Below are 14,136 nucleotides of genomic sequence, written 5' to 3'. Positions count from 1 at the left end.
GAAGCAACAATCGATAAGGAGATTCAGATTTAGAGCTAGTTTAAAAAATACCTAAAACCAAAAAAGAGAAACATTTCTGTTTCTCTTTTTGAGCCTCCTATCGGGATCGAACCAATGACCTACTGATTACAAGTCAAGTTCCATTATCTTCCTTTGTTATACCAATATTTCACTTTTACCTAACTATAAGTAATTTATGTAAAATTAGCTTCTTATAGTTTCCTTTATTTATACATTTATGAATCAAAAAGTATGTAAATTGTATGCAAATAAATAATACCTCCCTATGCTAAATGTAGTCACACAAATCCTTTTGGATAAAAGATTTCAGAAAAAAGATTTTACATACTCAGTCAAACTTCGACTAACTTTTAATAGAACACAAAAATACTATCCCGTAAACATCTCCCTTTCAGAAGAAGATTGGGAAAAAACTCAGTCGACCAAACCAAAAGGTAAAATGAAAGAGCTACAATTAGCATTTCAGCTTTTTGAACAAAAAGCCAACACTGTACTATCAGGAATGGAATCATTTGATTTCAACACTTTTGAAAAGAAATTTAATAGTAAGCCGACTGCTCAAAAAGATGTTTTCTACTTCTTTGAAACATATATATCAAAACTTAAAAACGAAAAAAGAGCCAGCACCGCAGATAGCTACAAATGTGCCTACAATAGCATTCGCACTTTCTTTAACTCAAAAAGAAGTAAACAATTACCATTTTCAAATATTGACACCAATTGGCTTCAAAACTATGAAAACTGGATGATTGGAAAGGGCAAGAGTTTAACGAGCACTGGTATATACTTAAGAAGCCTTAGGACAATATTCAACATTGCAATTGAAGAAGGAGTTATCCAAAAAGAAACCTATCCATTCGGCAAACGTAAATACTCTATCCCTGCAGGACAAAACATAAAAAAAGCATTAACAATATCTGATGTCAAGAGAATAATAGATTATCAAACTGAAACAATTGCACAAGAAAAAGCCAAAGACATTTGGATATTCAGCTATCTATGCAATGGAGCGAACATGAAAGACATAGCCATGTTAAAATGGTCAAACCTAGATTCCAAGAAAATTACTTTTATTAGAGCCAAAACAGCAAGAACAACGAAGCAAAACACCAAACCAATAGTTGTAATGATGCTCCCAAAAATCAAAGAAATTATAGACAAATGGGCAATCCCTTCATCTGACCAAAATGAGTACATTTTTGGTGTTTTGTATAACAATGATACTCCAGAAACTACACTAAAAAAGACACGACAATTTATAAAAACCACAAATAAGTATATGAAAAAAATTGGCACTGACTTACAGTTTGAATTAAAGCTTACTACATACTCTGCCAGACATACTTATGCTACCGTACTAAAGAGGTCTGGAGCACCAATAGAATTAATATCGGAAAGCCTAGGACACAAAGACCTCCGAACTACCGAAAACTATCTAGATAGCTTTGAAGATGACGAGAAACAAAAGTACCAAAACATGTTACTTGATTTCTAATTTGAAAATTTCAAAAATAACGGTTCGAATCCCTGCAGTTCCACTTTGTAAAACCTCAACTGTCTTATTACTAAGTAGTTGAGGTTTTTTATTTGGATTCTTTCCCGTATTTTTCCCGTAATTCCGATTTGTCATATCTTAGAAAATGGTTACTGCCATATTGCTCTCTAAGAATTAATAGCCCAATTATAAAAACTAATTCTAATTAAACGGTTAGTTTATTCATTAAAACAAGCTCCTAGCAATCGTACTAGTTAGCCAGCCCCTATTAATGAAAGATTGGCTTGAAGCATCGGTATAATGGCCAGCAGCAACGTTCTTGCCGTCCTAATTCAACTGGATCGCCAGCCCCAGCTACTGAAGGGGTGGTTTGGAGAATACGAGCTCAACATTGATTTTTGCCTGTTCGTCCTAATTCAACTGGTTGGCCAGCCCCGGCTACTGAAGGGGTGGTTTGGAGGAAAAGGTGTGGTTGTCGGTTACGCATAGCCCAAAGTCCTAATTCAATTCTTACTGAAGGGGTGGTTTGGAGGCCTACGCCATTAGTGGTAATGGTGATTTGTCCTAATTCAATGCTTACTGAAGGGGTGGTTTGGAGAAATATTCTTTGCTTCAATAGCTTACAACGTCCTAATTCAATGCTTACTGAAGGGGTGGTTTGGAAAAGTGATGAACAAATTCATATTCCGGCCAAAGTGAGCCACCCATTCCGGTTCAAAGTGAGCCACCTGGATTTTCTATTTTAGGAATGATTTGATGGCGATGCAATTTATTAATTGATTTTGTTTTTTGTTACTTTTCTCAAGAATTCTCCTTCTAAATTTATCCTTATTGCTTGATGAATTATTCTGTCTAAAATGGCATCGGCTATAGTGTTGTCATCTATGTACTGATGCCAAGTTGATACGGGTAATTGGGAAGTGATAATAGTGGCATATTTATTATGTCGGTCCTCGATGATTTGCAGTAGAGCTAGTCTAGCTTGTGTGTCTAGTGGAGTGAGTCCCCAGTCGTCTAGTATCAACAGTTGCCTTGATTCTATACGCTGTAATTCTTTCCTAAAGGCTCCATCTATTTTATCCGTTTTTAGTTTATTGAGTAGTTTTGGTAGAGAGTAATAGGCCACTTTTTTGCCCAATAAACATGCTTGGTGTCCTAAGGCAGATGCCAAAAAGCTTTTTCCACAGCCTGTGGCTCCTGTAATAAGGATATTTTCGCCTCTTTCTATGAAGCTACAGTCTCCCGAGCTATGATGACATCTTTATCTAAATTACGAGTGCTGGCAAAGCTTACTTCTTGAATACTGGCGTGGTATCGGAATTTGGCATTTTTGATGGCTAAAGTACTTCTGCGGTGGTTTCTATAAAGGTCTTCGGCTTCTAAAAGTTGAGCCAGTAGCACGTCTGTTTGGGGTCTTTGATGGGTAGGCATAGAGTTGATGGCTTCGTATCTATCAGCCATGCCTGTGAGTCTAAGATTTCGCATTGATTGTAAGGTGTTGTTCATTTTTTAAATGTTTATTTATTGATAATAAGATACTCCTCTGATGTTTTGGTGAACTATTTCTGGTTCACTTGGCAAACTGTCTTTTACTTCTTTAATAGCATGTTGAAGTATATATTCTAGTTTTCTATAAGAGATAATGTCATACTGGATACATATTTCACAAGCCAACTCTAATTCTTCTTTTCCATGTTTTTTCTTTAGCTGCAAGACTCCTTGGCAGAGCTTAAAGCCTTGTTCAGGATGTTTGCTTTGGGCCAAAATTTGATTCATTAACAACTGGGTATTTTCGCCGATTTTGGCTCCTTCTGCTTCGAAAAATTCACTGGACCAATTGCTATAATATTTATGTTTAGGATGTAAGTGAGCAGAGTTTGTGCTGTATTTATGTTTTATTTTAAGTCGCTCATGAATAGCTATTTGATTATAGTCCCAATAGATAAGCACCTGCTGATTGCTGTATTTGATACTTACTTTTTTGCCTACATACTGATAGGGAACAGAGTAATGATGTTTGTCTTCGGATAAGACTACGTGACAGTTGGGGTGCACCTTGGCTATTTGGTATTTACTAAGTTCAAAGGCCTGATTAGGAAGAGCTTTTAGTTTTTCCTTTTCTAAGGTTTCGAACTGCTGCTTGCGGCTACCAATCTTGTTTTGGTAGGCCATGTCGTTGTGCCGATCTACCAGCTCTGTAATAGCGGCATTGAGTTCATGGATAGAATAAAAGGTCTTATTGGCAAGCTGGGCATATACTCGTGTATAAAGTATTTTCACTGCTCCTTCTACTAGAGCCTTATCTTTGGGACTATAGGCTCGAGTGGGTAAGACGGCCGTATCATAGTGTTGGGCAAAATCGGCCATACTATGATTAATTTCAGGGTCGTATTTACTAGCCTTAGTAACTGCTGGCTTAAGGTTATCGGTTACTATGGCTGATGGCACACCACCAATAGATTCCAAACATGCCCCTAAACAGCCTAAAAAATCAGGGCTTTGCTGACTCTGGCATGCCATCCCAAAAGTATAACCACTACATGCCAATACGCCTACAAAAAACGCTACCTGTGCAACTTCTCCTGTCTCATAATCAATTATTTGTTGTTTTTTGCCAGCAAAGTCGACCATCAATTTATCCCCAGCTTTATGTTCAAAAATATAGCTGAGTTCTTGGGTTTTTAAATACTTTGAAAAATGGTCACAATATTGCGAATACCCCGGGCAATTGGCATGCTCAGATTTATAATTCTCCCATAAAAGTTGCTTGGTTACGCCCACCTTTTTAAGCTCTTTTACGGCCCAGTTAAAGTGTTCTTGCAATTCTAACTGAGAGACATTTGGTTTAAAGCCAGGCTGTACAATTTCATTAAGTTCTCTTTCTGGTAGCTTATAAAGCTCTGCTAAACTATAGGTATGTGACCCAAATATGCCAACATATTTATCTACCGTATTTCGAGAAATAGATACAGTTCGACTTATATATCGACGTGATTTGCCTTCAATTAAAAATCGTAAAATCAGATGCAGTTTGTTCATAGATAATGGTTGATTAGCCATCTTATTGATATTTTATTTATCAACAAGATTACCATCAAATCATCTAAAATATAAACTCTAAAGTGGCTCACTTTGAACCGGAATCACTGGCTCACTTTCACCCGGAACAGGTGGCTCACTTTGAACCGGAATATCTAATTTGAGTAAGTTTTTCGACGAAGTAGAACATTACAAACTTCTACAGCTTATCTACAATAAGGTAAAATGCCCCATCACTCTGCGTTTAATACGCAAGTGGCTTCGTGTACCTATCATGATAAATGGTAAGTTACACAAACGCCGCAAAGGAGTACCACAAGGCAGCCCACTTAGTCCATTATTGTCAAACATCATGCTTGACCAACTGGATAAAGAACTCAAAAGGAAAGGCTTAAAGTTCGTTCGCTACGCTGATGATTTTAGCATCTATTGCAAATCAAAAGCAGAAGCCAAACGGATAGGTAACTATGTTTATCTCTTTCTAAGAGACAAACTAAAACTACCCATCAACAAGGCGAAAAGCGGCATTCGTCGACCTTCTAACTTTGAGCTATTGGGTCATGGCTTTGTGCCTACTTACAAAAAGGGAGAGAAAGGCAAATACCAACTTGTAGTAAAAGAAAGCAGCTGGAAAAGTCTAAAACGCAAGCTAAAGGCAGCCACCAAAAAGACCAAACCATACAGTTTTGACCTGAGACTAGCCAAAATCAAAGAAGTTTATAGAGGATGGGTGAACAACTACCGCTTAGCTAGTATTCACGGCAAACTCAAAGCTCTTGACGAATGGTTAAGAAACAGGTTGAGGTATTGTATTTGGACTGACTGGAAAAAGCCGGAACGCAAGCGAAAGAACCTGATTAGGCTTGGAGTAAACCAAATTCAAGCGTACCGATGGAGCAGAACTAGAATGGGAGGATGGGCAACTGCTCAAAGCCCTTCCGATAGCTATCGGAACTTAAGACTACCATCACGCTTGAGAAGTTAAGGTTACGTGGTTACGAAAGTATGTTGGAGTTTTATCAACGCTTGCAACCAGAGATTCAATGAACCGCCGTACCGATAGCTATCGGTACGAGACCCGTACGTACGGTGGTGTGAGAGGTGTACTGGCGGTTAACTGACCGTCAGCCACCTACTCGATTACCAGCTTTTTTCATTATTTAATATATACATCTAATCTTTCCAATTTGCCTTCAAACGGTTCTTGTTCAGTAAGGCTGTTCCATAGTTCTGAATTTATTAGCTTCTCTGGAAGTTTACCTTTAAAAGTATGGTAGGGCTTAATATTTTGACCATGTTTAACAACCCTACTGTTGTAACCCAACTTCTTGTTTGAATCTAATATGTCAATGTATTCAATCTTGTTTTTTAGTTTTCTTACACCATCAAAATCTTGTCCACCAATCATCATTAATTTCCCTTCTCGTTCAATGATGTAGTGGTCTCCTTCATCATTATAACTCTTTATTTTTACATATCTATCAATATTGATTTCACGTATTTGAGCGATACCATTTTCAATTATTGCTTCCTTCTCTTTTAAGAATTTTGGAATTCGAATCAAGTCTTTGATTTCCAATATTAACAGCCATATCAAAAAAAACGAAATGATTGATAACGGAATGATTAACCAAAGTGTTGAGAATTTATAAATAACTACAACGAATGAAACGAGCACTAAAATCTTGATTACAGCGGATTTCTGTGTTTTAGGATAATAGGATTTCGTGGCCTCTATTTCCTTTCTTATTATTTTTTTATCCTGTACGGATAGTTTTCTTTCGTATTCCTTTATCAATGTTCTGTGTATTTTTTTTATTGCTGGTAACGGTTTGTATAAGAATAGTTGCGGGTTTGTATGCGAGGATTTTCCGAAGGAAAATCAGACGTTACAAACACGCAACGACCTTTGACTAAGCACTAAACCGCAATTATTTTTATACGGTGTTGAACTCAACCCAAGGTAGCTAAAGCCAAAACTCAGACTATCCTAAATTAAGCTCATAATCAAAATATATTGTTATGAGTAAAAATAAGGAAAATTATGGATGGTTAAATACCAGAACTAACAGTGCAAAAACTTTGATAGAGCGAGCTAAACTGGAAGTACCTGGTTTTGCAGAACACATCAAGAAGTTTGAGCATCAAATAACTATTAAAAGCTATGCTGCAAGCACTGTTTTTAGCTATAGCCGTGGCATAGCACAGATTAGCTTATACTTCAAGAAGTCTCCGCTTGATTTAGAACCCGATGAAATAAATGCCTACCTGTACGAATTGGCAAGAGATAAAAACCTAAGCGAAACCTACTTTAAACATGCCGTATATGGGCTTAGGTTCTTTTTTAGAGTGTATGAATTAGAGGACAAAGCACTACGATTGCCAAATTTAAAACGACAGTCTGCTATTCCGACGGTTTTCTCACAGGCAGAACTAAAGAGGCTTTTCAAAGCACCACAGCGTCTAAAACAACGAGTTTTACTGACATTAATTTATTCAGCAGGACTGCGAGTGAGTGAAGTTTGTAAACTGAAATTGACAGATATCGATTATGACCGTAAACAAGTCCACGTCAGAGAGTCAAAGAATGACAGAAGTCGGTATGTAATCCTATCCGACTTGATATCTAGAGGCTTGAAGCAATACATTACGGGAGCAAAACCTAAGGAATATCTCTTTAATGGGAGGGCTAAAGGAAGTCCATTAGGTCATGGAGCAGTACAGCAAACCTTCCGACTGGCCATGCAAAAGTCAGGAATAAAGAAAGAGGCTACCGTGCATACTTTAAGACACAGCTTCGCTACCCATTTATTGGAACAAGGCGTAGATATAGTGACTATCAAAGAGCAGCTCGGTCATGCTAGTCCCGATAGCTATCGGGAGAAACCACAATGATATATCTGCATGTGGCCAAGGTGAGTAAAGTAAATGCTCATAGCCCTTTTGACAAGCTTTATGGCTCGTCCAAAGCATGAGGTAGCAGATATTATTCATCGTTTTAGAGCCGACTTAGAAAAGCAGTACGAATTACCCGTACAAGTAAAGAAAACGCTAACCGTACTTGGGAACTGCCGTACGTTAGCCATGGGTGGTCATGTGAGCGTCTGCACAGATTGTGGCTCAGAAAGTATAAGCTATAACAGCTGTCGCAATCGACATTGTCCTAAGTGCCAAACGGTAAATAAAGAACGATGGATACTGGCTCGTGAGTCTGAACTGCTCCCGGTGCCTTACTACCACCGAAGCGTCGGACCGTATGTCTTCACACTTCCGCATTGTTTTAATGAGTTGTTACCTAAACATGCTACTGAGATTTATAATGGACTTTTAAAAGCCTCATGGCAGACCATCCAAAGCTTTGCTGCAGATTGCAAGTTTTTGGGTGCAAAAGCAGGCATGGTGAGCATCTTGCACACCTGGGGTCAACAGCTTTGGCTGCATCCGCATGTCCACTGCATAGTGCCAGGTGGCGGACTCACCAAAAGAGGCAAATGGAAAGCAGCCAAGTATAAAGACAAATACCTGTTCCCTAAACGAGCCATGAGTCTTGTTTTTAGGGCAAAGTTTATGGAGCTACTTCGCCAAAAAATGGAAGTTCCGCAAACAATAGCCAAAGCCGCATTTAAACAAAACTGGGTAGTGTATGCCAAGCGGCCTTTTGCTAGCCCTAAAACAGTGGTGGAATATTTGGGAAGATATACTCATAAGGTGGCCATAAGTAATCACAGACTACTGTCTGTAAACGACTCTCAAGTTAGCTTTAGCTATAAAGACTATAGGGATTCTAGCAATAAAAAGGTAATGACTCTAGGTGGTACTGAGTTTTTGAGGCGTTTTGTACAGCACATTTTGCCCCATGGCTTTATCAGAATACGGCCGGGCGGCGTTCCGCACTATGGATTTTTAGCTTCTAAAAACAAAACCAAAGAATTAAACCAAGCCAAAACTGAATTTAAACAGGCACAGTGGGAAAAGAAGCACTATAGCTGGCAAGAAATAGCAGAAGAAAAACTAGACATTCAGCTAAATAAATGCCCTCATTGTAAAAGCAATACACTAATAATGATTAGAAGCTTAGAACCCGAAAGAGGACCACCAAGAAGTATAAAACCAAACTTAACAAAATGGTAGACAGTAAAAATGATGGCTCAAAAAAAATACTCCAAAAAGGAGCTGGGAGAGCTATGTCTATAGCTGACATTTTTACTAAAGATGGGTATTTAAAAGGCTGGAGTAGTCGGAAACTTAGGCGAAATCAAGGGAGCAAAATTGAAATTATAGTTACAGAAACCCCTTCTTAAAACACAAATAACAAACGAGTTCCATTGAATCCCTCCCGATAGCTATCGGGAGCAAATATCTGGGGGCTTAAGCTCAACAGAGGCTCAAATGAACCGAAGCCTTACTTCGCTGCATTCGAGCCTAATTGTTGTGTTTTCGTTCTTTATTTTTCATTTCTTTTGTGTATGTTGTAGTGAAAACTCTTTGCAAACACAGGAACGAGGATTCCAATGCGCTTGAACATGCTTGGCTATCATACTTCAATTGGAATCAATGTCCTAATAGGAGAATAAATATCTACATCAATTTCAGGTGCTTCAATTGTAACAATTAAGCTGTACCTAACAGTAGAATTATACTTTTCAAGTGTTTTTCTCATTCTATACCACCCAGAAACAGGATAAACTGCTATTCTGTTTCTTGTAGCTAAATCCGCACCCGAACCAATCCAAAAATCTCGATGAATTGACCCTTTGTCTCTATTTCTAGAACCAATAATCCATTTTTCTCCAGAAAAACCACTTTCACCCTCTTCACGAGTGTTTTTATTAACTCGTTTATGAAAAGTTTCAGTGTCTTCGTTTGGTTTAATTACATTGAAACGCAAACCATGAGATTGATAACTAAACTTATTGCTATATTTTCTACTTCCAGGATTTGGTTCAATAAAGTAGGATAGAGTAATATTTAGTTTTACGTCTGTTTCACTAAGACTTTCTTGAAGGACTTCTACAGGCCATGGTAGTTCAAAATAATGAATATCATTAAATTTAATATTTCCATCCTTTTTGTATGGTGTTATCTCTTTTTCAGATAATAAAGTTAATGAATTTTGTGCGCTGTAGAGAGCTTTTTTCAAATTTGGAACACCATAGCCAAAGGATCTTAATAAATTTCTTTTGTCATTTGATTCTATTTCTTGAATGTTTTTTCCTCCTAACATAGTCTGTGTCCATTCAGAAGAATGAATCATTAACCCTCTTATTGTTTCAGGCCATAAATCGGGATATTCATTTTTCAATTGAGCAGCAAAGCGTGAGGCTAAAGCAGTTGAAGCACTTGTATCACCGAAGGTTTGTAATAAGGTTGTTCGATAATCTTTGTGAGTTGTTAAAAGTTGTAATGAATCTGGGGTAACTATGTCGCCTCTTTGATTAAGCAAGTTTCCTCCCTCCATTACCAAATCTGGTTTAATAGCCCATTCATTTTCCCAAATTATGGAAGTAGAATTAGAAGGAGACATTCCTCCACGTTCCGCCAATAATTCTGAATCAGGAAATTCTATATTGTCTACGGTATCCATTTCAGTATAGGCTCCAACGGTAACCACATTAAAAGCCTGAGCAGGGTCATGCACCGATTCATAAGAATTTTTACCTGGGAATTCATCTGGAGTTTCAATAAAAACATTTCCACCTGAAACAAAGAATAATTGTTGATCTAAGTTTGCGTCTTCATTACCAAAGGTGATTTTGTCCAAAGAAGCAGACCAAGATGAAGGGCGTCCATAATATGCTTGATCTTTATCAGTTACAGCCATGCAGTATATACGAGGTCTAAATGGAGCCGAAATAATAGGGGAACTAACTGCCTGAATAGTGACAGCTCCATATAATTCAGGATCGTGAGGATCACGATTGTTAATTAGTTTTACTGATTCTACTTGGTGAAAAATTTGAATGTTACTTGTTGCAGACATTACGGTAGTAAGGTTGCCGTATAACGCAAGTCCAGCCATACCTGTACCATGTCCACCTCTTGGCCAACCATCGTGAGTCCCCCAGTCTTCTGGCTTGTAGCTAAACAGGTTGTTTTCTGGGATAAAGTTCGATAAAAGTGGATGTTGATTTTGAACCCCTGAATCTAATATACAAACTGCCACACTATTTTCATTTGTATGATTTTCAATCCTACCTTGGAGTTCATTAACGGCATCTTCTTTTTCCAACATATTTAAGTTGGTAAAGAAGTCAGCAGTTTCTTTAGGTTTTCTAAGTTCAGCAAGATTATCCAACAAAAAAAGTGATTCTGAAAGTTGACGAGGCGAAGCTTTTACTAATTTTATAAAATGTTCTGGGAAGATTAATTCTTGTTCAGAAATTTGAGCATCAACTAAACCCAATTGATAGATTATTTTATCGTATTCAGAAGCGGGCTCAATTCCTTTTTTCTTTCTAAACCAAACTTCCCACCAAACTACCTCATTTTCTTCTGGAAATGGATTTTCAATAGGCTCTGTCCAAAATGCCTCTAATGTTGCAAGCTGAATAGATTCAATATTACTTATAAGCTTGTTGTTTTTTGGCGTTTGTGTTTCTTCTCCTTTATATCTTGTGTTCTCTGAAATGTATTCATTTACCTTTGTTAAGAAATGACTAATTCCTCCTTCAGTTAACATTACATTTACCCTATATCTGGATCCATCTTCTGTAGTTTCCTTTTTGATATTGAGAAGTTGAAATTTAGGAATTGTTGCATCACTATTGAGGCTATCAAAAGCAGGTTCAAAATCGTAGTCAGAAATAAATTCCACATAAACAGCATCATCACGAACGATACCGTCAGGAAGATCAATTTCTTTTAAAGAATCAAACTGTTCTTTTATTCTATTTATATGCTCCTGAATTCTGCTTCCGTGAACTCGTCTATCACGAATTTTGATTGGTGGGGAAGTACCACGTTTAGGACTTACATATTTCCCAGTTTGAGAATAACCTTCAATTTTTATATGTTGTAGAGGGTTTTGGTCAGCCATTTCAAATTATTGTTTTCGCTTATCTAGTGAAGTCAGAAGAGATGATACAGAAACTTTGGTTTCACCCATAATTATCATCTCCTTTATAGCTTCTTCACAAGCTCCAACAATATCTGAGTAGCTAAGTCCAATGGCTTCTTTTGCCATTTTATCAAAAGAGGTTCTTGCTGATAATGAGAATCCAGATAGATTCTTTTTTAGAACTTTTTTAATCTCTCCAATTTCTGGCAATGGATAACGAATAATATCATCAAACCTTCTAAATAGGGCTTTATCTAGTGTTTCAGGTAAATTAGTTGCCGCAATTATAATGCTATTAGATTGATCTTTTTCGATATTGATAAGAAAGCTATTTAGAACTCTTTTTATTTCTCCTACATCTTGCCCTTGATTACGTTGTGCACCAATAGAATCAAATTCGTCAAACAAATAAACTCCTCTATGATCTTCCATTGCATCAAATATCATTCTCAATTTTGCAATGGATTCTCCCATGAATTTAGACATAAGACCATCTAGTCGAATTATGAAAACAGTAAGACCCAATTCTCCTGCTAATGCTTGAGCTGTCATTGTCTTTCCACAACCAGGTATTCCTGTCAGTAATAGTTTTCTTTTGGGGGTTAGATTGTATTGTCTTAGAAGTTCTACTTTTCTTTGTTCTTCAATAACACGATCTAAAGATTCTCTAACTTGTTTATCCAAAACCATATCATTGAGCTTAATTTTGGGTTGAAATACCTCAATGAGTTCATTTAATTCCCTTTTTGGTTTAGATATTGAAATAGTCTTAGCACCATCCAAAAAGGAATTTGAACGACCTTTTTTTGCTCGTTCAATTAGATTTTTGAGTTCTTGTGCAAAAGTGGTATGTCCTTTTCTAGCTTCAGAAGCGGCAATTTGCATAGCAGTTGCAAAGAATCGAGATTCATCCCCGTCCCCAAACGATTTGATTAAGCTTTTTATTTGTTCTGCTGCTGCCATTTTAGCAAAGATACGCTTTTTGGTAATGTATTCGATTTACAATATATTTTTTGTTCGTTTAGCTAATGAAACACAACGTGTGTGGAGACGCAGGCCGACGTTTAGGAGGCTTGTCGTTCTCCACGGTGTGTGTGCCTTGAATGGCGAATTTAGTTCTTAAAAAAGAACAATCCAAAGGGTGAAAGTCCCGTAAGCAGGGGAGTCGTTACCCCAAGCTAAGTAGGTGGCAAGGGTGGGTCGGGTGACTGACCATCTGAAGTAAGGAGGACTACGATGTCTGTACTGACGACAATTCCATTGCGGACAGCAACTACATACTGAGGCTATTAGGTCGGATGAGGTAACACATGCTGCCAAAGTCCAAAACTCAGCAATGAGACAGTACCGAAATAGTAGATGTAGCAGGGATAGACAAAAGGATATTCACCTTACCGAGGGAGCTCTCGAACCATACGCGTATGGATTGAGAAGTCAGCAGAGGTCATATTAGGTAAAAGAAACGAGCGAGGATTGCCAAGACCATACCCTCGAGGACTCACAAAATACTTAAGGACTGAACATTGAATCGCGTCTGGAATTAGTCAGGAGTCATTGATAGCCTGATTTTAGAAAGACAGAAAGTTTAAACTATGATAGAGCAAGTTTTACAAGCTAAAAACCTTACCAAAGCTCGCCGAAAGGTTGAGTTGAACGGAGGTTCGGCAGGCGTCGACGGAATGCAAACAACTGAGCTGAAATCGTATATCGAACAGCAGGGAGAATGCATACTGACTTCGATTGTCAATAGCAAGTATTTACCAAGCCCTATCTTGGCGGTAGAAATACCGAAAGCAAGTGGTGGAACTAGGATGCTGGGCATTCCCACCGTAACCGACCGATGGTTACAACAAGCTGTAAGTCAGCAATTGGCTATGAAGTTTGTCCCGATAGCTATCGGGAGACTTTGAAGACGAAAGCTACGGTTTTCGCCCAAAGAGGAATCTGCATCAAGCAGTTTTACAAGCCCAAAAGTTCATCAATGATGGCTTTCAGGATATTGTTGACATTGACCTAAGTAAGTTCTTCGATGAAGTAGAGCATTACAAACTTCTGCAACTTATTTACAACAAGGTAAAATGCCCAATCACTCTGCGTTTAATACGCAAGTGGCTTCGTGCACCTATCATGATAAATGGTAAACTGCACAAACGCCGCAAAGGAGTACCACAAGGCAGCCCATTGAGTCCATTATTGTCAAATATTATGCTTGACCAACTGGACAAAGAACTCAAAAAGAAAGGGCTGAAGTTTGTCCGTTACGCTGATGATTTTAGCATTTACTGCAAGTCAAAAGCAGAAGCCAAACGGATAGGTAACTATGTTTATCTCTTTCTAAGAGACAAACTAAAACTACCTATCAATAAAGCAAAAAGCGGCATTCGCCGACCTTCTAATTTTGAGCTATTGGGTCACGGCTTTGTGCCTACTTACAAAAAGGGAGAGAAAGGCAAATACCAACTTGTAGTAAAAGAAAGTAGCTGGCAATCGTTAAAACGCAAGCTAAAGGCAGCCACCAAGAAAA

14 protein-coding genes are annotated in these 14,136 nt (G+C 37.9%); 7 read left to right on the top strand and 7 right to left on the bottom strand.

Annotation, left to right across the window (positions count from 1 at the left end; translation table 11 throughout):
* Positions 1-286: 286 nt before the first annotated feature.
* On the top strand, positions 287-1,516 hold the full coding sequence (locus ACTBZY_RS01350; protein ID WP_463044519.1) for a tyrosine-type recombinase/integrase: 1,230 nt from the start codon (positions 287-289) through the stop codon (positions 1,514-1,516).
* 385 nt (positions 1,517-1,901) lie between these two features.
* Here the strand turns inward: ACTBZY_RS01350 and ACTBZY_RS01345 are convergent, their stop codons facing one another.
* The 4 genes from ACTBZY_RS01345 to istA form a co-directional block, all read right to left on the bottom strand.
* Positions 1,902-2,132 (bottom strand): hypothetical protein, encoded by a 231-nt coding sequence (locus ACTBZY_RS01345; RefSeq protein ID WP_463044518.1) that lies wholly within the window; start codon positions 2,130-2,132, stop codon positions 1,902-1,904.
* 156 nt (positions 2,133-2,288) lie between these two features.
* Complete coding sequence (locus ACTBZY_RS01340) at positions 2,289-2,720, bottom strand: ATP-binding protein (protein ID WP_463044522.1); 432 nt, start codon at positions 2,718-2,720, stop codon at positions 2,289-2,291.
* Positions 2,721-2,740: 20 nt separating this feature from the next.
* Positions 2,741-3,022 carry an ATP-binding protein gene (locus ACTBZY_RS01335; protein ID WP_463044517.1) on the bottom strand — a complete coding sequence of 94 codons (282 nt, stop codon included), beginning with the start codon at positions 3,020-3,022 and terminating at the stop codon, positions 2,741-2,743.
* A gap of 15 nt (positions 3,023-3,037) precedes the next feature.
* Positions 3,038-4,576 carry an IS21 family transposase gene (gene istA, locus ACTBZY_RS01330; protein ID WP_463044516.1) on the bottom strand — a complete coding sequence of 513 codons (1,539 nt, stop codon included), beginning with the start codon at positions 4,574-4,576 and terminating at the stop codon, positions 3,038-3,040.
* A 139-nt stretch (positions 4,577-4,715) separates the two neighbouring features.
* Here istA and ACTBZY_RS01325 point away from each other — a divergent pair, with 139 nt between their 5' ends.
* Positions 4,716-5,540 (top strand): reverse transcriptase domain-containing protein, encoded by an 825-nt coding sequence (locus ACTBZY_RS01325; RefSeq protein WP_463044515.1) that lies wholly within the window; start codon positions 4,716-4,718, stop codon positions 5,538-5,540.
* A 171-nt stretch (positions 5,541-5,711) separates the two neighbouring features.
* On the opposite strand, the gene ACTBZY_RS01320 is transcribed toward ACTBZY_RS01325, so the two are convergent.
* Positions 5,712-6,353 (bottom strand): hypothetical protein, encoded by a 642-nt coding sequence (locus ACTBZY_RS01320; protein WP_463044514.1) that lies wholly within the window; start codon positions 6,351-6,353, stop codon positions 5,712-5,714.
* Between the two features lie 224 nt (positions 6,354-6,577).
* Between ACTBZY_RS01320 and ACTBZY_RS01315 the strand changes: the two genes are divergently transcribed.
* From ACTBZY_RS01315 to ACTBZY_RS01305, 3 genes are read left to right on the top strand one after another with little or no spacing between them, the layout of a single operon-like run.
* Positions 6,578-7,450, top strand: coding sequence for a tyrosine-type recombinase/integrase (locus ACTBZY_RS01315; RefSeq protein WP_463044513.1), 873 nt, complete (start codon positions 6,578-6,580; stop codon positions 7,448-7,450).
* A 60-nt stretch (positions 7,451-7,510) separates the two neighbouring features.
* Positions 7,511-8,686: an IS91 family transposase gene (locus ACTBZY_RS01310; protein ID WP_463044521.1), complete on the top strand. Its 1,176-nt coding sequence runs from the start codon at positions 7,511-7,513 to the stop codon at positions 8,684-8,686.
* Positions 8,680-8,856: a hypothetical protein gene (locus ACTBZY_RS01305; protein ID WP_463044512.1), complete on the top strand. Its 177-nt coding sequence runs from the start codon at positions 8,680-8,682 to the stop codon at positions 8,854-8,856. Before ACTBZY_RS01310 ends, ACTBZY_RS01305 begins: the two co-directional genes overlap by 7 nt.
* A 233-nt stretch (positions 8,857-9,089) precedes the next feature.
* Here the strand turns inward: ACTBZY_RS01305 and ACTBZY_RS01300 are convergent, their stop codons facing one another.
* Both ACTBZY_RS01300 and ACTBZY_RS01295 read right to left on the bottom strand, forming a co-directional pair.
* Positions 9,090-11,591, bottom strand: coding sequence for a S8 family peptidase (locus tag ACTBZY_RS01300; protein WP_463044511.1), 2,502 nt, complete (start codon positions 11,589-11,591; stop codon positions 9,090-9,092).
* Between the two features lie 6 nt (positions 11,592-11,597).
* Complete coding sequence (locus ACTBZY_RS01295) at positions 11,598-12,575, bottom strand: AAA family ATPase (RefSeq protein WP_463044510.1); 978 nt, start codon at positions 12,573-12,575, stop codon at positions 11,598-11,600.
* 629 nt (positions 12,576-13,204) lie between these two features.
* Between ACTBZY_RS01295 and ACTBZY_RS01290 the strand changes: the two genes are divergently transcribed.
* Together ACTBZY_RS01290 and ACTBZY_RS01285 are read left to right on the top strand one after the other, a co-directional pair.
* Entirely contained in the window at positions 13,205-13,522 is a 318-nt protein-coding gene (locus ACTBZY_RS01290) for a hypothetical protein (protein ID WP_463044509.1), read from the top strand.
* A gap of 34 nt (positions 13,523-13,556) precedes the next feature.
* A partial coding sequence (locus ACTBZY_RS01285; RefSeq protein WP_463044520.1) for a reverse transcriptase domain-containing protein occupies positions 13,557-14,136 on the top strand: 580 nt, incomplete at its 3' end.

The sequence above is a fragment of the Arcticibacterium sp. genome (assembly GCF_055134445.1).
The sequence above is the reverse complement of the archived record's forward strand: the minus strand, read 5'-3'. Positions and strand labels throughout refer to the sequence as shown.